We start from the raw sequence: 19,821 nt of genomic DNA, 5'->3' as shown, positions 1-19,821 counted from the left end.
GGTGCGATTGCGGCTACTTCAAATATGTATCCCAAATTAGTTGTATCCATTTACGAAAATTGGAAGAATGGCGAGATAGAAAAGGCACGTGAGGCTCAAGAAAAATTAAGAAAGATTCGAGATGCTTCGAATTTGGCGAGCACACCTGCTGTTTTTAAAGCAGCGATGGAAATACTAGGAGTTTCGGCAGGACCACCGAGATATCCTGTTGAACAAGTATCAGAAGAAGTAAAAAATAAACTTATCGAGATCATGAATGAGTACAAATAATTCTAAAAGGAGTGGTGAAAGTGAATCCCCTTTATTCATTTCAAACAGCAGGTAGAATTGTAGCTGGAATCAATTCGTTAAAGCAACTTCATGCGCATTTATCAATTTTTGGTGAAATAAAGAATATTTTGCTAGTATCAACTCCATTTTTTAAGGAACATTCCTTTAATGATATGATTACCGAGCAACTGAAAACGTTAGGAATTTCATATGATATTTTGGCTGAGGTTGAACCTGAGCCGACAATTAGCCATATTGAGGATTTATACGGAAAAATGGCCGGTGGTGAATACGATATTTTAATAGGGTTAGGTGGAGGAAGTGTTTTAGATGCCACCAAGCTATTATCTGTTATGAGTACAAATGACATGTCGTTAAGAAGTATGGTCGGTACAGATAAGATTAAACAAAAAGGAGTTCCTGTAATTCTAATACCGACAACTTCAGGTACGGGTTCAGAAGTGACTCCGAATGCCATTGTGACCCTTCCTGATGAAGAATTAAAAGAGGGTGTAGTCAGTAGGTACTTGCTTCCTGAACTCGTTATTTTAGATCCGATCCTTACCCTTTCTTTACCTCCTAGCATTACAGCTGCAACAGGGATGGATGCTTTTACACACTCATTTGAATCATTTATATCGAATAAGGCTAATCCAATAAGCGATATGTTTGCCCTTCAATCAATGAGGCTGATTTCCAGAAGTATCATTGAAGCATATGAAAATGGGCAAAACATCATTGCACGTCACGATATGCTAATCGGTTCTACATATGGTGGGATGGCCTTAACTTCTGCTGGTACTGCGGCTGTTCATGCCTTGGCATATCCGCTGGGTGGAAAGTTCCATATTCCTCACGGAGAGGCTAATTCCATGCTACTCCCGCATGTTACTCGATTCAATTTAGATCATATCGAAGAAAGAATGGCGATTATTGCAAAAGAAATAGGTGTCATCAAGGATGGGTATAGTGGCTCTCAAGACGCTGCCAATCAACTAATCGAACAAATTGAAAATTGGACACTGAAATTAAATATTCCACAAGATTTAAAAGCATTTGGTGTAAAGAGGGAGGATATTTCAGATCTTGCGATAGCTGCATCAAAAGTAACAAGATTATTAAATAATAACCCCAAAACATTAAGCATAGAAGACATGGAGAATATTTATAAAAAACTCTTGAACTAATCAAAAAGGAAGTGCAAAGATGAAGGTCATTATAACAACGCCAAGCTTTGGAAAATTTCATAATGGACTAGTTGAAGAGATGGAAGAAAAGGGCTGCGACGTAATAAAGCTCATTCCGTACTCTCGAGAGCAAATGCTGGTAGAGATTATAGATGCAGATGCATGGATAATCGGTTTAGAGAATGCAGACAAAGATCTTCTACAACATGCAAAACAATTAAAACTGATTGCTAAGCACGGAGTGGGAATTGATAATATAGATATAGAGGCAGCAAGCGCAAGAGGGATTGCTGTGACAAACGCACCAGGTACGAATAACGATGCAGTTGCAGATCTTGCATTTGGTCTCATGCTTAGTGTTGCTCGCTCATTACCTGAAGCGAATAGACTAGTGAAGGGAAATGGCTGGAGTCGGTTTGATGGAGTCTCTGTTTGGGGCAAAACACTTGGAATCATTGGATTGGGAGCGATCGGTAGAGGCGTAGCAAAAAGAGGGAAAGGATTTAATATGGATGTGCTCGGTTATGATGTTTCTCCACCATCTCCAGAGGAAGAAGAGCTTAATATAGTTCGAGTATCTCTAAATGAGTTATTGCAGGCTTCCGATTATATTTCCTTACATGTACCACTTAATCAATATACTAGATCGATGATTAGTGAAAATGAATTTTCATTAATGAAGCCGAATGCTATTCTTATTAATACTGCTCGTGGCGGTATTATCGATGAAAAAGCTTTATATGAAGCTTTACTAGAAAGCAAAATTAGAGGTTGTGGACTTGATGTCTTTGAGAAAGAACCTCCCGTTTATCCGGAATTAATTGAATTAAAGAATCTCGTAGTAACTCCCCATATCGGAGCATACACAAATGAGGCAGTACAATTAACGAGTGAAATCTCTTTAGAAAATGTTTACCGATTATTAAACGGTGAAACGTTAAAAAATGTCGTTAATGAAATGAAGCTTGTATAAGAGAGAATATTTTCTCCTAGAAAGTATTCCGAATCCTAAGAAACAGCACCTTGATATGATCAAGGTGCTGTATTGGTGCGGGATTTGAATCAGGTTTTATGGTTTATTCGTCACTCAAACGCTTTCCAGCCACAGCGTAATGATTTTTTTGCATTTCTTCGATAAATACAACGATTTTTTCTTTAGGAGCGCCGGTTGTTTCCTCAACGGCTTCCGTCACTTTTTCCACTAAAGCTTTCTTTTGCTCCTCTGTACGGCCTTCGAGCATTTTAACTGTTACGTATGGCATGAAATTTCCTCCTTTTATGTAAGTCCAATCACAAGTAGTGTTCCACATTTTGAATGGATATGCAATAGGAAACATTGTACTTTTCACATTCAGAAAAGAATCATGTATACTTTAATGAGAATCTTTCTTTTTAGTATGGTTGGGATCAGTAAGCATACGATATAGAGAAATAATACATAAAATAAGTTTAGGGGAGTTTTGCGGTTGGAACGATTTCTAGCATTTCCAATAAATCAAATTCCGTACGTGGTGATTACGTTAATAGTGGCATTTACAGTCCATGAATTTGCCCATGCCTATGTGGCATACCGATTCGGCGATTCGACGGCAAAAAAACAAGGGAGATTAACGTTAAACCCGATTCATCATCTCGATCCGATCGGGACAATATTAATCTTTATTGCTGGTTTTGGATGGGCAAGACCTGTTCCTGTGAATCGATTCTTTTTCAAAAGACCACGTCTCGCAAGTATTTTGGTTTCCGTTGCTGGTCCGTTAAGCAATTTGATTATGGGTAGTCTTGGTTTTATCATTTGGTATGTGCTAGTTGGTACAGGGCTTGCTGTAGAAGCACCGATGTATGTATCAGAATTTCTTGATATGTTCATAAAGTTAAATTTGCTCTTGTTTGTGTTTAACTTATTGCCCTTCCCACCACTCGATGGCTATCGAATTATTGAGGACTTAGTGCCTGGATCGGTACGTCCAAAGATGACACAGTTTGAACAATACGGCTCCGTCATCTTTTTAATTCTTGTTATCACACCGTTAGGGGATTATACGATTCATCCGATTTTAAATACTTTGTACCCAGCAGTTGTTGGGACACTGAATGACTTTTTCTATCAATTACTAACATAAAGCCTAAAGGAGGAAATCCGATGACTGAGAAGAAAAAGAAGGTTGGTTTCAATATTATTAAAAGTGATCCGATGGATGGACATAAAGGATTTGGTGTCGGAACGTTAAGCTTAGACAATATCTCCCCGGTCATTATTGACGTCGAAGCAGGAGAAGCGGTCGTTGATATTGGCGCCTTGCATGCGAGAAGCGCAGTGGAAAAACGAATTAAGTTTTTGAAAAATAAAGAGGAAGTTCCAAATGGAAAACCGTACTGGCTTGTTTGGGTAACAATCGATCGAAAAGAAGATGGTCCTTACTATGCTGGGGTGACAGCTTGCGAAATGACCGTTGATCAGGAGATTCGTAGAGGCTACAAATCTCTTCCTGAACATGTGAACCGCATGGATAAATCATTGAAACGACATATTATTGTCGATCATATGGACGAAAAATCAAAAAAAGTTCTTGCTGATTTTCTCAAAAATCATAATGCAGAAATGTGGGAAGGATCATCCCAACAACTAAAGGATGATTTGACAGTCTAAGGTTCTTATTATTCGGATTTATATTAAGTTTGTAAATGTGTCTGTTTTGTGACATTTTTCTGAATTAATCGGGGGGTACTTGCTACTTTTTTCTAAAGGAAGTACACTATGGTCAGCGAAACACGCTATAGAACTAGGACAAGAAAAGCCTCGAACCCTATCTTTTAGGGGCCGAGGCTTTTCTATTTTTAGGGTGGAGAGAGCTGAATGGAAGTAGTCCTCATGGAGGTTCATGAGGATAACCTATACAAGATACAAGGCGAAAGTCGTCCTAAATAGAGCATTCATAAGGACACCTCAGAAAAGTACCAGGTAAAACTAGTTCGCATAAAACATCCTTAAAACAAAACTCTAGCAGTAGGTCACCACCCAAAGAGTATGCTCAGATAACGCTCATCCGATTAAAGCCATCTGTCGCTCATGAAAATTTTCTTATACCAAGGAATCTTCTCCTCTTTTTCCCGAGGTTTTTCCTTCGGTGGGACTTCTTCTTCGTCAAGAATATGGTCTACACAATATTCAGTAGGTTCTGTACCGGCAACATAATACGTGAGTCGCCGCACGGGGCAATCCTCTGTCGCTAATTTTCCGTTTTCTGGATTGATATAGACGCCGACGGTTCCTTTTGGTGCTTTAAAGGATTTAACCGCTTCCCCTTCAAGGGCATCTTCCATAAAATGAGCCCAAATATTTTTTGCATAACTCTTATCGGCGACAATCTCAATTGGTTTTCCTTCATCGTAGCCTGTCCACACAGCGGTAACGAGCTGTGGTGTAAAGCCGACCATCCAGTTGTCTGTATTCGTGGAACCGGATTTTCCTGCATAGATTCTTGATATATCATTAATAACCGTATTCCCTGTTACACTCGTATAGCCATTTAATTTACGATCAAACATGCCCGTCATCATATGGGTTGTGACAAAAGCGGCGTCTGGTCGCAATACCTCTTCTTCCACCGGTTTATGTTCATAGATTACGTCGCCGCGATGGTCTTCAACACGTGTAATTAAAACAGGTGAGACCTTCTTTCCACCGTTGGCAAAATGACTATAGGCATTGGCCATCTCCACGACTCTTACTCCAGATGTTCCGAGAGCTAGTGAAGGAACTTTCTGTAAATCTGTTGAAATTCCCAATCTTTTTGCCGTATCGACTAAAGCTTCCTCACCTAAAAACAAGTGAGTTTTCACGGCAAAGACATTATCAGAGAGGGCGAGTGCTTGAGCCATCGTGATTTCCTTGTTGGCATACAGATTATTGTAATTATGGGGAGTGTAATCTGCTCGATTGTCATCAAACTTAAACGTCGTAATCTCACTCCGCATCGTCGTCGATGGAGTAAACCCTTGCTCAATCGCTTTATAGTACAAAAAAGGTTTCATCGTTGAACCAGGTTGCCGCACCGCTTGTGTTGCACGGTTAAAAGGACTCTCATCATAATTACGACCACCAACCATCGCTTTTACATGTCCATTCACTGGATTCATCGCTACTAATCCAACTTGAATTTCTGAGTCTTTCGCAATTAACTTTTCAATATTATTTTCTGCATCCTCTTGTTGCTTCGTATCGAGTGTTGTGTAGACTCTCAAACCGCCTAATTCAATCGTACGCTCATCCAATTTGAGCACATTTTTCAAGGCGCTTTTGACTGCATCCTGAAAATATGGCGCAATTTTTCCAACAGAATGAGTATGCTCACCAACGACATTAAGCTTTACTTCCGAAGCTGCAGCTGCTTCTGTCTCGGTAATCAAATCGTTGTTTGCCATCATTTTTAAAATGAGTTGCTGACGGGACGACGCTTTTTCCATCGATGCAAGCGGAGAGTAGATACTTGGTCCTTTTGGAATCCCTGCCAGCATTGCCGCTTCAGCCAAGCTTAGCTCAGAAGCGTTTTTTCCGAAATAAAACTGACTTGCCGCTTGAACACCATAGGCCCCTTCTCCGTAATAGATCGTATTTAAATAGCCTTCTAGTATTTCATCTTTCGTATAGTTCATTTCAATTCGAATCGTATAAAAGGCTTCTAAAAGTTTCCTTTTCCACGTTTTTTCATGCTCTAAAAAAAGGTTTCGTGCATATTGTTGACTAATTGTACTTGCGCCTTGTACCTTGGCCATTGCTTTGATGTCGGCTAACACGGCTCCAGCAATCCGTTTATAATCGAAGCCATGATGCTGATAGAAACTTCGATCCTCAATCGCTAAAGTAGCATTGACTAAATCAGGAGAAATATCATCAAGCGCTACCCAATAACGTTTCTGCCCGCTGTGGCTTTCGCCGATAATTGTTCCATCATCAGAATAGTAGAGTGATGATTGAGGAACAGCCAAAGGTGGCGGACCAAGGATTTTTGCATAAATAAGGATGCTCACATAAGCAACGATTGCAAGGGCTACACAAATTGAGCCAATAATGAGCAAAGCTCGTAAATATTTTATCGTCCGTTTAAACCTCTGGTCTGTCATCAGTTCCATCGCTTCATCCCCCTTTACCGTCTATTTATCCATTATGTTTAGTATGAAAAAAATGGTAGGGTTTTAAACATCAAAGCGGAAATTTTACAATTCTATTATTTTCGAGTCGTTTGCTGGCTGAATTTCTTACTTTTTTCTTGCATTTTTGCTAGATTCATCTATACTTTTCTCATGTTTGCAAAAAGTTGGGGAATAATAGGAACTAACGGGTCAAAATGGATGTGACCATTTAGAAAAAGAAAGGGCTGAAGCAGATGGGTATTTGGTTTACGGAAAAACAAACTGAACACTTTGGAATCACGATGAAAGTGAAACAAACTTTACATACGGAACAAACTGATTTTCAAAAGCTTGATATGATTGAAACAGAAGAGTGGGGCAATATGCTTCTTCTTGACGATATGGTGATGACCTCGGTTAAGGACGAATTTGTCTATCATGAAATGGTGGCGCATGTGCCGTTATTTACACACCCGAACCCAGAACACGTTTTAGTAGTAGGTGGTGGTGATGGCGGCGTTATTCGCGAGGTGCTAAAGCATCCTAGTGTAAAAAAAGCGACGCTTGTCGATATTGATGGCAAAGTCATTGAATACTCGAAGAAATTCCTACCTGAGATCGCAGGGAAGCTGGAGGATCCACGTGTCGATGTCCGTGTCGATGATGGCTTTATGCATATTGCAAAAAGTGAGAACGAATACGATGTTATTATGGTGGACTCCACTGAGCCAGTAGGTCCAGCCGTTAATCTTTTCACAAAAGGTTTTTACGCAGGAATCTCGAAAGCATTAAAAGAGGACGGGATTTTTGTCGCTCAATCGGATAATCCGTGGTTTAAGGCAGATTTAATTCGCAGCGTTCAAAAGGATGTAAAGGAAATCTTCCCAATTACTCGTCTATACACAGCGAATATTCCAACGTATCCAAGTGGACTATGGGCGTTTACGATCGGCTCAAAGAAGTATGATCCATTAGAAGTTCCAGAGGAGCGTTTTCATGAAATTGAAAGCAAGTACTACACAAAAGAATTGCATAAGGCAGCTTTTGTTCTGCCAAAATTTGTTCAAGATTTAGTGAAATAACTGGAGGAAAAATCATGCGTTTTGATGAAGCTTACTCAGGCAATGTTTTTATTAAAAGTCATCCGAATTTTGAAGAGAGCAGAGTCGTTCTTTACGGAATGCCAATGGATTGGACGGTAAGCTACCGCCCTGGTTCGCGCTTTGGTCCAACAAGAATCCGTGAAGTGTCGATTGGTTTAGAAGAGTACAGTGCTTACTTAGATCGAGAACTAGAAGAGGTTAAATATTTTGATGCTGGAGATATTCCTCTTCCTTTTGGAAATGCGCAAAAGAGTCTTGATGAAATTGAAAGTTTTGTGGATAAGGTGTTAGCAAAAGAGAAATTCCCATTAGGGATGGGAGGAGAGCATCTTGTCTCATGGCCTGTCTTTAAATCGATGTACAAAAAGTATCCGGATCTGGCGATTATTCATATTGACGCCCATGCAGATTTACGTACCGATTATGAAGGAGAGCCTCTGTCTCACTCAACGCCTATTCGCAAGGCGGCAGAATTGATTGGTCCTAGCAATGTCTACTCTTTTGGAATTCGTTCCGGGATGAAAGAAGAGTTCCAATGGGCAAAGGAAGTGGGCATGCATATTTCGAAATTTGATGTCCATAAGCCATTAATGGAGATTCTTCCAACTCTGTCAGGACGTCCTGTGTACGTAACGATTGATATCGATGTTCTCGATCCTGCTCACGCACCTGGTACTGGAACGGTGGATGCAGGAGGAATTACTTCAAGAGAGTTACTTGCTTCCATTCATGAAATTGCTCGTTCAAACGTCAATGTTGTCGGAGCCGATTTAGTCGAAGTTGCCCCAATATACGACGTTTCAGAACAAACTGCGAACACAGCAAGTAAACTTATTCGAGAAATGATTTTGGGCTTTATCAAATAAGGAACTTTTCTAAAGCTTAGTTGAAAGATTGATTAATGTTCATTCTTTGAAAGCATAAGGTGCTAGAGAACACAATATTCTTTTCGAGAACATCCTTAAATAGTGGTACAATAATACAATCGGTCTTGAACCGGTTGTATTTTTTTAGTTTTGACAGAAAAGAAATAGTGATATAGTTATCCTATTGAATAAATTTGAAATGTTATAATGGATAAAGGATGTGTTGTTAGTTGTCAGGACGTCCAGCAGCAGAGCATAAGTCTGTGAAAATCAACGTCAATACGACGATTTGGGACAATGGTGCGAAAGAGACTTTTGAATTAACGACATTTGGACGATACTATAAAAAAAATGGTTCAGCTTTCCTTCAATATGAAGAGGTTATGGAAGAAGGTACCGTTAAATCAATTGTGAAAATTTCAAAAGATGAAACGTTAATTTTACGAAGTGGCGCCATCAATATGAGATTGGTGTTTGAAGCAAATAAAAAGCATCCAGGGAGATATGAAACTCCTTTTGGAACACTTGGAATCACAACAAGGACGACAAGTCTTGCCCACCGTCTTTTTGAACAGGCAGGTACATTAACAATTTCTTACGATTTACATATGCAAGGATCGCTTGCAGGAAAGTATCAATTGGAAATTAAGTTTGAGGAGGAACAAAAATGAATATCGTCGAAGAAGTGCAAAGTAAATTAAAAGATGAAATCAAAGCGGCGGTCATAAAAGCAGGATTAGCTAAGGAAGAAGAGCTTCCGAATGTAGTGCTAGAAATACCAAAAGAAAAGTCACATGGAGACTATTCAACCAATATGGCGATGCAGCTAGCAAGAGTAGCGAAAAAGGCACCGCGCATGATTGCTGAAGATTTGATTAACCATTTTGATAAAACGAAGGCTTCGATTGAAAAAATTGAGATCGCTGGCCCTGGGTTTATCAATTTTTATATGGACAACGGCTATTTGACCAATCTGATCCCAACGATCGTTCGTGCAGGGGAAAGCTATGGAGAAACAACAGTTGGAAATAAGCAAAAAGTCCAAGTCGAGTTTGTTTCAGCGAACCCGACAGGCGACCTTCATTTAGGACATGCCCGTGGAGCAGCGGTTGGAGATTCTTTATGCAATATTCTTGCGAAAGCCGGCTACGATGTTTCACGGGAATACTATATCAATGATGCTGGAAACCAAATTAACAATTTGGCACTTTCGGTTGAAGCTCGTTATTTTCAAGCGCTTGGCCTAGATAAAGAGATGCCAGCGGACGGATATCATGGAGAAGATATCGTTGGTATTGGGAAGAAACTAGCGGAAGAGTTTGGCGATAAATACGTTCATGTCGAAGAAACTGAACGTTTTGATACATTCCGTCAATACGGACTTGAATATGAAATGGCGAAATTAAAGCAGGATTTAGAAGATTTCCGTGTGCATTTTGATGTTTGGTACTCCGAAACATCCCTTTATAACAATGGCAAAATTGACACAGCTCTGCAAAAGCTAAAAGATAACGGCTATATTTATGAGCAGGACGGAGCGACTTGGTTCAAGTCAACAGAATTAGGAGACGATAAGGACCGAGTTCTCATCAAACAAGATGGCTCTTATACGTATTTAACCCCGGATATTGCTTACCATAAAGACAAGCTAGATCGGGGATTTGAAAAGTTGATTAATATTTGGGGTGCTGACCATCATGGGTATATTCCTCGTATGAAAGCAGCGATTCAAGCTTTAGGATATCCAAAAGATTCCCTTGAAGTGGAAATTATCCAGCTCGTTCATCTATATAAAAATGGCGAGAAAATGAAAATGAGTAAACGGACGGGAAAAGCGGTTACGATGCGCGATCTAGTTGAAGAGGTAGGACTTGATGGAGTACGTTACTTCTTTGCAATGAGAAGTGCGGACACACATATGGACTTTGATTTAGACTTAGCGGTTTCAGAGTCGAATGAAAATCCTGTCTACTATGCTCAATATGCTCATGCAAGAATTTCGAGTATTTTACGACAAGGACAAGAGAAACATATCACAATAAGTGAAGACATAGATTTAGCACAAATTACTGCGGAAAAGGAAATTGAGGTTTTAAAGAAGCTTGGTGAATTCCCATTAGCAGTAGCAGAAGCAGCCCAAAAGCGCATGCCGCATCGAATCACCAATTATATTTTTGAATTAGCATCGACTTTCCATAGCTTCTACAATGCTGAAAAGGTATTGGATGTGGAAAATATGGAGCGTACGAAGGCGCGGCTCGCTCTTATTAAATCGGTTCAAATTACCCTTAAGAACGCATTATCATTAATTGGAGTATCAGCTCCTGAAAAAATGTAAACAGCTGGGTCTCCTAGAGGAGGCCCTTTTAAGATACAAGGCAAGATGGAGGCAAACACATGAATTATGATCGAACGGTTGATGAATTTCTAAATCATAAAGAGATTTACATTCCTGTTGATGTACGATCTCCGGGGGAATTTCAGGACAGCCGCATTCCGAATGCTATTAATGTCCCTTTGTTCACGGATGAAGAGCGGGCTGAAATTGGTACATTATATAAGCGTGAAGGCCAGAAGGCAGCAAAATGGCGAGCGATGGAAATTGTTTCACCGAAGCTACCTGTTATCCTAGAGGAAATTAGAGAAATTGAAAAAACAAACAGAAAGCCTCTTCTGTACTGCTGGCGTGGGGGGATGAGAAGTCAGTCAATTGCCCATTTTGCGATGATGTCCGGACTCCATATTCAGCGTTTGGAGGGAGGATATCGTGCCTACCGTGAATATGTGGTGGAACATATTCCAGAGATCCTCCCTGGTCAAGCTGTTGTGATCTATGGTTTAACAGGCACTGGAAAGACGGATATTCTCCATCGCCTAAAGGAATCCGGATATCCAGTCCTTGATTTAGAAGGCTATGCCAACCATAAAGGATCTGTTTTCGGTGCGATAGATGGTCATGACCCATACAATCAAAAAATGTTTGATGGATTATTATTTGAAGACTTACAGAGTATCTCGGGTAGTCCATATTTTTTCATGGAGGGTGAAAGTAAGCGAATTGGACATGCAGTACAGCCTCCAGAGTTATATGAAAAAAAGGAAAATGGCATCCACATTCGCGTCGTTTCTGATTTGGAGTCAAGGGTTGAGCGGATTTATCAGCAGTATGTTGAAAAGACCGATGCCTTCCATGCTAGAGTAGAATTTGCTCTCGGAAGAATTATGAAGCGGATAAAGCCAGAGGCAGTTCAAAAGGAAATACAGCAATGTCTATTGGAAAAAAACTATCGTGAAATGATTCGGTTACTGATCGTCCATTATTATGACCCACGATATGACAATAAAATTAATGAAACCTTAAATACAGCATTGGAAGTTCATAGTGAATCAATTGCAGAGGCAACAAAGCAGATCATCGATTTTATTGAAGCAAGATTTCCTTCTCAAACAACAAGCTTTGTCTAGATAATTACGTCTATTCTGGGAAAAATAATGTTGGAATCCTAACAATGGTAGAAGGAGGACGACATGAAGCTTGCGATTTTGTCAATTATAACTGGGTTTATCGTTGGGTTTATCTTTGCCCTCTTTAAGCTTCCGATTCCAGCACCACCTGCCCTTGCCGGCGTAACGGGAATCGTCGGAATATACTTGGGCTTTAAGGTATACGAACAAGTACAGCCATGGTTACAGAGGGTTTTTAGTTAGGAAAATTTGGAAGGGCGGTCATTAAAGGCTGTCCTTTTTATTTTCGGATCGCATCTGAGTTGTTAGATAAAAGGAGAAATTCCGTTTAATAAACAGCTGTCATGAAAAATAATTAAAATAGAAGGAAAATTTCCGCCTAATGACTTAAAAACAGTGAAAATTAGAGAATTTTCTTTGCTTAAGCGGAAAATCTTCCCTTACCCCTCAAAAACAATCTCCATTAAATTTGATAAAAGAAAAATTTCCGGTTATTTTTGATCTCGATGTAGGAGGGGCAGCAGGACAGACTTCGATAAGACCTGTCCTGCTGCCCATTCTTATTATAGAAAATGATCGATTCTACCTGCTATCCATTCTTTCACACGCCCCATAAATCCAATTGAATTTAAATCCTCTAATGTTAGCTTGTCGGAATCCTTCATATCTTTATCGAGAATGCGTTTCATTTCATCAATTATTTTCGGGTCATGAATATAGCAATTAATTTCATGATTTAGGAAAAAGCTCCGATTATCAAAGTTAGCGGTTCCGATATCACAAATTTCATCATCAAATAATAAAATTTTTGCATGATAAAAACCATTTTTAAATTGGTATACATTCGCCCCCTCTGCTAGGATTGCTCTTAAATAAGGGTATGATGCCTCTTTTACGAGCATGTGGTCCGACAGATACGGAACAATAATCGTTAGCTCAACCCCTCGACGAAGGGCATCAAGAAGATCCTTGAGAATGCGTTCGCTTGGAATAAAGTAGGGACTTCCGATTAAAATTGATTTTTTGGAATCGTGGATGAGAGTTGAAAAAGTGTTTTCTAATAAGAACCCTTCTGTTGAGATAATTCGATGACGGCTTGTCCCTTTTCCTAATGGAGGAAAATAAATCTTGTTCTGTAGTAAATTCGTTTTTGCGGCCTCTTGCCAATCAAGAAGGAATTGTTTCTGCAAGTCAACAACACCCTCGGCTGTGATTCTGAGATGATAATCGCGCCAAGGGCTGAGCTTAGGATCTAAATCGATGTATTCATTGCCAACATTATACCCCCCAAGATAGCCGATCGAGCCATCAATAACGGTAATTTTGCGATGATTTCGCGCTTGGGAGGAGTAGAAATAAAAGGGTGGCGTCGGAACATTGGAAAAAGCGAACTCAACACCAGCACTCTTTAATTCTTTTATCATTTTGCGTGAAACCTTCAGACTGCCGGCCCAATCGAGCAAAAGTCTTACTTCCACGCCCTCTTCTGCTTTTTCCTTTAAAATCGTTAAAAATTCATTTCCAAATTCATCATTATTGCAAATATAAAATAGTACATGAATATGTTTTTTAGCATTTTTAAAGTCGTCAAACATATGATTAAATAGGTCAGTCCCATGAGTAAAAAGTTCAATATTGCTTTCACGGAACGGAAAGGCATTGCTTTTTATCGTCGGTAAATATTTTTTTCTCCCTATTTTATAATCAATGGTCAAACATGCACCGATGACAAAGATAGCAATCAAAATATAGATGAGAACTTTCAATGCTATCCGCTCCTTTATTGATGGGTAATCATATTGTCCCCGAAATGGTTTCTTCTATAACGGATTTTCAAGTTTGACTTTTAAAAGAAAAGGATTGACTGAATGCTCATTCATTATATAATAGAATTATATAAATTCTGAAAATTTTATTTGTCAGCCAATTCGTGAAAGGCTCTCTTACTAAAATTTTCCTCACTCAAACGAAATTTCATTAAAGAAAGGAGCGTTTCATTCCAGATGAATGGACTATTATGGATCAACTTAATCGCAACCCTTTTTGTAATCGCTTACGGTGTCAGTCTTTTTGTCTATGTTGTGAAAACAAGAATTGAATACATCAAGCTTGGGAAAAAAGAAGAGTTTGATAACAATGTAAAAGAGCGGATGAAAAAAATAGGGGTAATGGTATTCGGACAAAAGAAATTGATGAAGGATAAAAAGAGTGGCATCATCCATGTCATGTTCTTTTATGGCTTTATCCTCGTTCAATTTGGGGCGATCGATTTCATTATTAAAGGGATCTATCCTGGAGCCCATCTCCCATTTGGACCTTTTTATGGGGCTTTCACTTTCTTCCAGGAAATTGTTACGTTCGTCATTTTAGTCGCCGTCGTATGGGCCTTTCACAGACGTTATGTCGAAAAGCTTGTCCGTTTAAAAAGAGGTTTTAAATCAGGACTCGTACTCATTTTTATTGGTGGACTCATGCTTTCAGTCCTGCTCGGGAATGGTATGAGTATGATTTGGCACGGACACGACGCCACTTGGACAGAGCCAGTTGCCTCACTTATTGCAACTGCGTTTGCTGGAATTGGCGAAACAGCCTCTATCGCAATTTTTTATGTGGCGTGGTGGATTCATTTGCTGTTCTTATTATCCTTCCTCGTCTACGTTCCACAAGGAAAGCATGCGCACTTACTCGCAGGTCCAGCGAATGTTTACGTAAATCGTCTTGAAAAGCCAGGTAAATTAAAGAAGATTGATTTTGAAGATGAAACACAAGAAACGTTCGGGGTTGGGAAAATTGAAGACTTCACCCAGCTTCAGCTCGTAGATTTATATGCATGTGTCGAGTGTGGTCGCTGTACGAATATGTGTCCAGCTACCGGTACAGGGAAAATGCTTTCACCAATGGATTTAATCTTAAAGCTTCGCGATCATTTAACCAATCATGGGGCAGCTGTTACTTCTAAGCAGCCATGGGTACCGACCTTTGCTTTTGCAAATACGCAAGGAAATCAAATTGCCCTTGCATCTGCTGGAAAAGGTGTGGAAGAAAGTGCAGCAGCGCTTGCCTATAGCCCGAGCTTAATTGGTGAAGTCATTACAGAAGAAGAAATTTGGGCATGTACGACTTGCCGAAACTGTGAAGACCAATGTCCGGTTATGAACGAGCATGTGGAAAAAATTATTGACCTTCGCCGTTATTTAGTGCTAACAGAAGGGAAAATGGATGCAGATGCACAGCGTGCGATGCAAAACATTGAGCGTCAAGGAAATCCATGGGGCTTAAACCGTAAAGAACGTGAAAATTGGCGTGAAGCTCGAGAAGATGTAGAAGTAAAAACCGTGAAGGAAATGAAAAAAGCGGGTGAAGAGTTCGAATATCTTTTCTGGGTCGGATCGATGGGCTCGTATGATAACCGCAGCCAAAAAATTGCCCTATCATTTGCAAAATTATTGAATGAAGCAGGCGTCAAATTTGCCATTCTTGGCAATAAAGAAAAGAACTCTGGAGATACCGCTCGCCGCCTTGGAAATGAGTTTGTCTTCCAAGAGCTAGCGACCAATAATATTTCTGAATTTGAAAAAAATGAAGTGAAGAAGATCGTGACAATTGATCCGCATGCATACAATATTTTTAAGAACGAGTATCCTGATTTCGGACTTGAAGCCGAAGTTTATCACCATACAGAGGTTCTCTATCAATTGGTGAAAGAGGGCCGATTAAAACCAAAGTATGCAGTGAATGAAACGATTACGTTCCATGATTCATGTTACTTAGGACGCTACAACGAAGTATACGATCCACCACGGGAAATTCTTAAATCCATTTCCGGAGTAAACCTTGTGGAAATGGCACGAAATCGTGATACAGGGATGTGCTGTGGAGCGGGTGGTGGTCTCATGTGGATGGAAGAAGAAACAGGCCATCGCATAAACGTGGCGAGAACAGAACAAGCTTTAGAGGTCAACCCAACTGTTATTAGTTCTGGATGTCCATATTGCTTAACGATGCTTTCAGATGGAACAAAAGCGAAGGAAGTAGAAGATCAAGTTTCCACTTATGATGTTGCAGAGCTGTTAGAAAAAGCCGTTTGTGGCGAAACAGAAGAATTAGCCTCATAAATAAAGGATGAGACAATAAATAGCTTTTGCGTGAATTTAAATGTGCGAGAAACAATGTAAAGAAGCATTACCAGCGAGAGGAGATTCTCTCGTTGGTAATGAAAATTTTTTTAAGAAAGAGATTCTGAATCTTTGTTTTATTAAAAAGAGATTCAATTTTTCCATATATTGTTGTAAAATAAACTCAAAGTAAACGCTTTCAAAAATTTCTGCTACCTTTATGTAAAGGGAACATTACGTTCCCGTTTCTTCAAGCTTTCTTTCGAGCGAGCGTTCAGTCAGTCCAACTTATATCCCTTCCAAGATCATCACATCAAATTGACATTTTAATAGAAAAGGAGAGTTTTAAATGGGGAAAACAGTCATTCTCAGTGGTGCAAGAACACCTTTTGGTAAATCAGGTGGGAGTTTGAGCAGTCTTACAGCATCAGATTTGGGAGGAATCGTCGTTAAATCCGCTTTAGAACGTGCCAATGTAAGGGGGGAAGATGTCCAGGAAGTGATATTAGGAAATGTCCTTCAAGGTGGTCAAGGACAAATCCCGTCCCGACAAGCCGCTCAAAAAGCTGGCCTGCCATGGGAAGTGAAGACGGAAACGATTAACAAAGTGTGTGCATCTGGGATGCGAAGTGTCACGTTAGCGGATCAAATTATTCGTGCTGGAGATGAAGAGGTAATCGTCGCCGGTGGCATGGAATCGATGAGCAATGCTCCCTATTTTTTACCGAATGTTCGCTTTGGCTTACGCATGGGAGATTCTACGGTGAAGGATTTAATGGTTCATGACGGATTAACGTGTAGCTTTACAGGAGTCCACATGGGCACTTATGGAAATGGGGTGGCAGCGGAACTAGCGATTACTCGTGAAGAACAGGATCGCTGGGCATTGAGAAGTCATGAACGCGCCTTAGCGGCAATCGAAGCAGGAAAACTTGCTGAAGAAATCATTCCTGTTGAAATTCCACAACGAAAAGGTGAACCGGTAGTAATTTCTAAGGACGAGGCCCCTCGAAACGATACTTCACTTGAGCGTTTAGAAAAATTACGCCCTATATTTGGTGCAGACGGAACCATTACGGCAGGAAATGCCCCAGGTGTCAATGATGGTGCGGCAGCCCTCGTCTTAATGAGTGAAGAGAGGGCGAAGCAGGAAGGAAGAGTACCGGAAGCTTACATTATCGGGCAGGCTGCGGTGGCGGTTGAAGCAAAGGATTTTCCGAAAACGCCAGGTATTGTCATCAATGAGATTTTGAAAAAGACGGGAAAAACGGTCGAGGAAATTGATTTATTTGAAATTAATGAAGCATTTGCGGCAGTGGCGCTTGCTAGCAGCCAGATTGCCGATTTAGACCCGCACAAAGTTAACGTTAATGGTGGTGCGGTCGCCCTCGGACATCCGATCGGAGCGAGTGGTGCAAGAATCATTGTGACCCTTATGCATGAATTAAAACGCCGTGGTGGCGGTATTGGGATTGCTGCAATTTGTTCTGGTGGCGGTCAAGGAGATGCCATTATGATTGAGGTTCCAAAGGGGGAAGTGTAATGAACGTTGAAAAAATGATGGTAATCGGAGCTGGACAGATGGGCTCAGGGATTGCCCAAGTATGTGCTCAAGCTGGTTACTCAGTATTATTACATGATTTGAAAGTAGAAGTTGTTGACAAAGGCCTCGGTGTTATAAGAAAAAATCTGACAAGACAGGTTGCGAAGGAAAGAATGACAGAAGCAGAGCTTGAGCAGATATTAGCAAGAATTAGACCATCTACCGAGCTCGAAAATGCGCGTTCAGTAGATTTAGTGATTGAAGCGGCTATAGAAAATATGGAAATCAAAGCGAGTCTATTTAAGGAATTAGACGAATTGGCTCCTGCTCATACGATTTTAGCGAGTAATACATCGTCTTTACCGATTACAGAAATTGCCGCGGCCACGAAGCGACCGGAAAAAGTCATTGGTATGCATTTTATGAATCCCGTACCTGTTATGAAGCTGGTGGAAATTATTCGAGGACTGGCAACAGCAGACGAAGTGTACAACATGATTGAAGATATTACGAAGAAATTAAACAAAGTCCCAGTTGAAGTGAATGACTTCCCTGGATTTGTCGCTAATCGCATTTTGATGCCGATGATTAATGAAGCGATCTATACCCTTTATGAAGGGGTCGCCACAAAGGAAGCAATTGATGAGGTGATGAAACTCGGTATGAATCACCCAATGGGTCCGTTAACACTTGCCGATTTTATCGGACTAGATACTTGCCTTTATATTATGGAAACGCTTCATGAAGGATTTGGTGATGACAAATACCGTCCATGTCCATTGCTGCGTAAATACGTGAAAGCTGGTTGGCTTGGTAAAAAATCTGGCCGTGGCTTTTACGAGTACGCTTAGGTGGCGATTTCCGGAATTAAATGATTTTTTCCGGAATTAACACGAAAAGTTACGGAATTATTTCAAAAGTTCCGGAATTAATATCAAAAGTTACGGAATTAACACGAAAAGTTCCGGAATTCTCATCTAGAAAGGGGAAAAAGCATGGACTTACGCTTAACGGACGAACAAGAAATGATGCGAAAAATGGTTCAGGACTTTGCACAAAAGGAAATTGCACCATTTATCGAGAGAATGGAGCAGGGAGAATTCCCGCGCGAGATCATTAAAAGGATGGGCGAGCTCGGACTAATGGGAATACCGATTCCAGCGAAATACGGTGGGGCGGAAATGGACTTCATCTCATATATACGAGCTATCCACGAAATTTCCAAGGTCAGTGCGACAGTTGGGGTGATTTTAGCAGTTCATACATCGGTTGGCACGAATCCGATCGTCTATTTCGGAAATGAGGAGCAAAAACAAAAATTCATCCCCAAGCTCGCATCTGGAGAATATTTAGGGGCCTTTTGCTTAACCGAACCAAGCTCTGGGTCAGATGCAGGAAGTCTGAAATCAAAAGCGGTTTTAGACGGTGAACACTATGTCATAAACGGTTCGAAGGCATTTATTACGAACGGCGGGGAAGCGGATGTGTACATTGTCTTTGCTTCGACAAGACCAACTGCTGGTCCGAGGGGAATATCTGCTTTTATCGTGGAAAAGGATACGCCGGGACTCATTATAGGTAAGGATGAATATAAAATGGGCCTATACGGTTCAAGGACGGTCCAATTAACGTTTGAAGATATGAAAGTGCCTAAAGAGAATCTTCTTGGTGAAGAAGGGCATGGTTTTAAAATCGCCATGGGAAATCTTGATGTAGGGCGAATCGGCATTGCTGCCCAGGCACTTGGCATTGCCGAAGCTGCTTTTGAAGCGGCAACGAACTATGCAAAAGAACGTCAGCAATTCGGGAAGGCAATCGCAGCCCATCAAGGGGTGGCGTTCAAACTAGCAGATATGGCAACGCAAATTGAAGCGGTGAAACTATTAATCTACCAAGCGGCAGACTTAAGGTTAAATGGATTGAAATGCGGCAAAGAAGCGTCAATGGCGAAACTTTTTGCTTCGAAAACGGCTGTTGAAGTGACAACAGAAGCGATCCAAGTGTTTGGGGGATACGGATATACAAAGGATTATCCTGTTGAGCGTTATTTCCGTGATGCAAAAGTAACGGAAATTTACGAAGGTACAAGCGAAATTCAGCGCATCGTTATTAGCAAGAATCTATAAGAAAGAAAGAGGG

The 19,821-nt window shown here is 40.5% G+C and carries 18 protein-coding genes; 15 read left to right on the top strand and 3 right to left on the bottom strand.

The window, feature by feature from the left end; genetic code table 11:
- From BMSHG_RS28420 to BMSHG_RS08465, 3 genes are all read left to right on the top strand, one after another.
- On the top strand, window positions 1–270 hold a 270-nt coding region (locus tag BMSHG_RS28420), incomplete at its 5' end, for a dihydrodipicolinate synthase family protein (RefSeq protein ID WP_026073375.1).
- A gap of 20 nt (window positions 271–290) precedes the next feature.
- Window positions 291–1,457 carry an iron-containing alcohol dehydrogenase gene (locus BMSHG_RS08470; protein WP_019154014.1) on the top strand — a complete coding sequence of 389 codons (1,167 nt, stop codon included), beginning with the start codon at window positions 291–293 and terminating at the stop codon, window positions 1,455–1,457.
- A 19-nt stretch (window positions 1,458–1,476) separates the two neighbouring features.
- Window positions 1,477–2,430, top strand: coding sequence for a phosphoglycerate dehydrogenase (locus tag BMSHG_RS08465; protein ID WP_019154013.1), 954 nt, complete (start codon window positions 1,477–1,479; stop codon window positions 2,428–2,430).
- Between the two features lie 103 nt (window positions 2,431–2,533).
- Here BMSHG_RS08465 and BMSHG_RS08460 read toward each other — a convergent pair whose 3' ends face one another.
- Window positions 2,534–2,767: a 2-hydroxymuconate tautomerase gene (locus BMSHG_RS08460; protein WP_083879323.1), complete on the bottom strand. Its 234-nt coding sequence runs from the start codon at window positions 2,765–2,767 to the stop codon at window positions 2,534–2,536.
- A 156-nt stretch (window positions 2,768–2,923) separates the two neighbouring features.
- On the opposite strand from BMSHG_RS08460, the gene BMSHG_RS08455 reads away from it, so the two are divergent.
- Both BMSHG_RS08455 and BMSHG_RS08450 read left to right on the top strand, forming a co-directional pair.
- On the top strand, window positions 2,924–3,580 hold the full coding sequence (locus BMSHG_RS08455) for a site-2 protease family protein (RefSeq protein ID WP_019154011.1): 657 nt from the start codon (window positions 2,924–2,926) through the stop codon (window positions 3,578–3,580).
- A 20-nt stretch (window positions 3,581–3,600) separates the two neighbouring features.
- Complete coding sequence (locus tag BMSHG_RS08450; protein WP_019154010.1) at window positions 3,601–4,107, top strand: YwhD family protein; 507 nt, start codon at window positions 3,601–3,603, stop codon at window positions 4,105–4,107.
- A gap of 401 nt (window positions 4,108–4,508) precedes the next feature.
- Here BMSHG_RS08450 and BMSHG_RS08445 read toward each other — a convergent pair whose 3' ends face one another.
- Window positions 4,509–6,590, bottom strand: a complete 2,082-nt coding sequence (locus BMSHG_RS08445) for a transglycosylase domain-containing protein (RefSeq protein WP_019154009.1) — start codon at window positions 6,588–6,590, stop codon at window positions 4,509–4,511.
- Between the two features lie 254 nt (window positions 6,591–6,844).
- Between BMSHG_RS08445 and speE the strand changes: the two genes are divergently transcribed.
- The 6 genes from speE (at window position 6,845) to BMSHG_RS08415 (ending at window position 12,267) form a co-directional block, all read left to right on the top strand.
- Window positions 6,845–7,672: a spermidine synthase gene (speE, locus tag BMSHG_RS08440; protein ID WP_019154008.1), complete on the top strand. Its 828-nt coding sequence runs from the start codon at window positions 6,845–6,847 to the stop codon at window positions 7,670–7,672.
- A gap of 14 nt (window positions 7,673–7,686) precedes the next feature.
- On the top strand, window positions 7,687–8,559 hold the full coding sequence (speB, locus tag BMSHG_RS08435; RefSeq protein ID WP_019154007.1) for an agmatinase: 873 nt from the start codon (window positions 7,687–7,689) through the stop codon (window positions 8,557–8,559).
- A 230-nt stretch (window positions 8,560–8,789) separates the two neighbouring features.
- Entirely contained in the window at window positions 8,790–9,230 is a 441-nt protein-coding gene (locus tag BMSHG_RS08430; protein ID WP_019154006.1) for a DUF1934 domain-containing protein, read from the top strand.
- A complete protein-coding gene (argS, locus tag BMSHG_RS08425; protein WP_019154005.1) occupies window positions 9,227–10,897 on the top strand; it encodes an arginine--tRNA ligase in 1,671 nt (556 codons plus the stop codon). The genes BMSHG_RS08430 and argS overlap by 4 nt, the downstream gene beginning before the upstream one ends.
- 59 nt (window positions 10,898–10,956) lie before the next feature.
- On the top strand, window positions 10,957–12,024 hold the full coding sequence (mnmH, locus tag BMSHG_RS08420) for a tRNA 2-selenouridine(34) synthase MnmH (RefSeq protein ID WP_019154004.1): 1,068 nt from the start codon (window positions 10,957–10,959) through the stop codon (window positions 12,022–12,024).
- A 63-nt stretch (window positions 12,025–12,087) separates the two neighbouring features.
- Complete coding sequence (locus BMSHG_RS08415; protein ID WP_019154003.1) at window positions 12,088–12,267, top strand: XapX domain-containing protein; 180 nt, start codon at window positions 12,088–12,090, stop codon at window positions 12,265–12,267.
- 320 nt (window positions 12,268–12,587) lie between these two features.
- Here the strand turns inward: BMSHG_RS08415 and cls are convergent, their stop codons facing one another.
- On the bottom strand, window positions 12,588–13,790 hold the full coding sequence (gene cls, locus BMSHG_RS08410) for a cardiolipin synthase (protein WP_019154002.1): 1,203 nt from the start codon (window positions 13,788–13,790) through the stop codon (window positions 12,588–12,590).
- Between the two features lie 237 nt (window positions 13,791–14,027).
- On the opposite strand from cls, the gene BMSHG_RS08405 reads away from it, so the two are divergent.
- From BMSHG_RS08405 to BMSHG_RS08390, 4 genes are all read left to right on the top strand, one after another.
- The gene (locus BMSHG_RS08405; RefSeq protein ID WP_019154001.1) at window positions 14,028–16,139 is read left to right on the top strand and encodes a heterodisulfide reductase-related iron-sulfur binding cluster; all 2,112 of its coding nucleotides are present in this window, start codon (window positions 14,028–14,030) and stop codon (window positions 16,137–16,139) included.
- A 349-nt stretch (window positions 16,140–16,488) separates the two neighbouring features.
- Complete coding sequence (locus BMSHG_RS08400; protein WP_019154000.1) at window positions 16,489–17,682, top strand: acetyl-CoA C-acetyltransferase; 1,194 nt, start codon at window positions 16,489–16,491, stop codon at window positions 17,680–17,682.
- Entirely contained in the window at window positions 17,682–18,533 is an 852-nt protein-coding gene (locus BMSHG_RS08395; protein ID WP_019153999.1) for a 3-hydroxybutyryl-CoA dehydrogenase, read from the top strand. Before BMSHG_RS08400 ends, BMSHG_RS08395 begins: the two co-directional genes overlap by 1 nt.
- Before the next feature lie 144 nt (window positions 18,534–18,677).
- Window positions 18,678–19,808, top strand: a complete 1,131-nt coding sequence (locus BMSHG_RS08390; protein ID WP_019153998.1) for an acyl-CoA dehydrogenase — start codon at window positions 18,678–18,680, stop codon at window positions 19,806–19,808.
- The last annotated feature ends 13 nt before the right edge of the window (window positions 19,809–19,821 follow it).

It is taken from the genome of Robertmurraya massiliosenegalensis JC6 (assembly GCF_000311725.1).
Classification (GTDB): domain Bacteria; phylum Bacillota; class Bacilli; order Bacillales; family Cytobacillaceae; genus Robertmurraya; species Robertmurraya massiliosenegalensis.
The sequence above is the reverse complement of the archived record's forward strand: the minus strand, read 5'-3'. Positions and strand labels throughout refer to the sequence as shown.

Bases quoted from the DNA above. Each gene is read 5' to 3' on its own strand.
- argS (WP_019154005.1), top strand. From the start codon at position 9,227: ATGAATATCGTCGAAGAAGTGCAAAGTAAATTAAAAGATGAAATCAAA.
- BMSHG_RS08445 (WP_019154009.1), bottom strand. From the start codon at position 6,590: ATGGAACTGATGACAGACCAGAGGTTTAAACGGACGATAAAATATTTA.
- speB (WP_019154007.1), top strand. From the start codon at position 7,687: ATGCGTTTTGATGAAGCTTACTCAGGCAATGTTTTTATTAAAAGTCAT.
- speE (WP_019154008.1), top strand. From the start codon at position 6,845: ATGGGTATTTGGTTTACGGAAAAACAAACTGAACACTTTGGAATCACG.
- BMSHG_RS08415 (WP_019154003.1), top strand. From the start codon at position 12,088: ATGAAGCTTGCGATTTTGTCAATTATAACTGGGTTTATCGTTGGGTTT.
- BMSHG_RS08390 (WP_019153998.1), top strand. From the start codon at position 18,678: ATGGACTTACGCTTAACGGACGAACAAGAAATGATGCGAAAAATGGTT.
- BMSHG_RS08405 (WP_019154001.1), top strand. From the start codon at position 14,028: ATGAATGGACTATTATGGATCAACTTAATCGCAACCCTTTTTGTAATC.
- BMSHG_RS08460 (WP_083879323.1), bottom strand. From the start codon at position 2,767: ATGTGGAACACTACTTGTGATTGGACTTACATAAAAGGAGGAAATTTC.
- BMSHG_RS08400 (WP_019154000.1), top strand. From the start codon at position 16,489: ATGGGGAAAACAGTCATTCTCAGTGGTGCAAGAACACCTTTTGGTAAA.
- mnmH (WP_019154004.1), top strand. From the start codon at position 10,957: ATGAATTATGATCGAACGGTTGATGAATTTCTAAATCATAAAGAGATT.
- BMSHG_RS08450 (WP_019154010.1), top strand. From the start codon at position 3,601: ATGACTGAGAAGAAAAAGAAGGTTGGTTTCAATATTATTAAAAGTGAT.
- BMSHG_RS08395 (WP_019153999.1), top strand. From the start codon at position 17,682: ATGAACGTTGAAAAAATGATGGTAATCGGAGCTGGACAGATGGGCTCA.
- BMSHG_RS08465 (WP_019154013.1), top strand. From the start codon at position 1,477: ATGAAGGTCATTATAACAACGCCAAGCTTTGGAAAATTTCATAATGGA.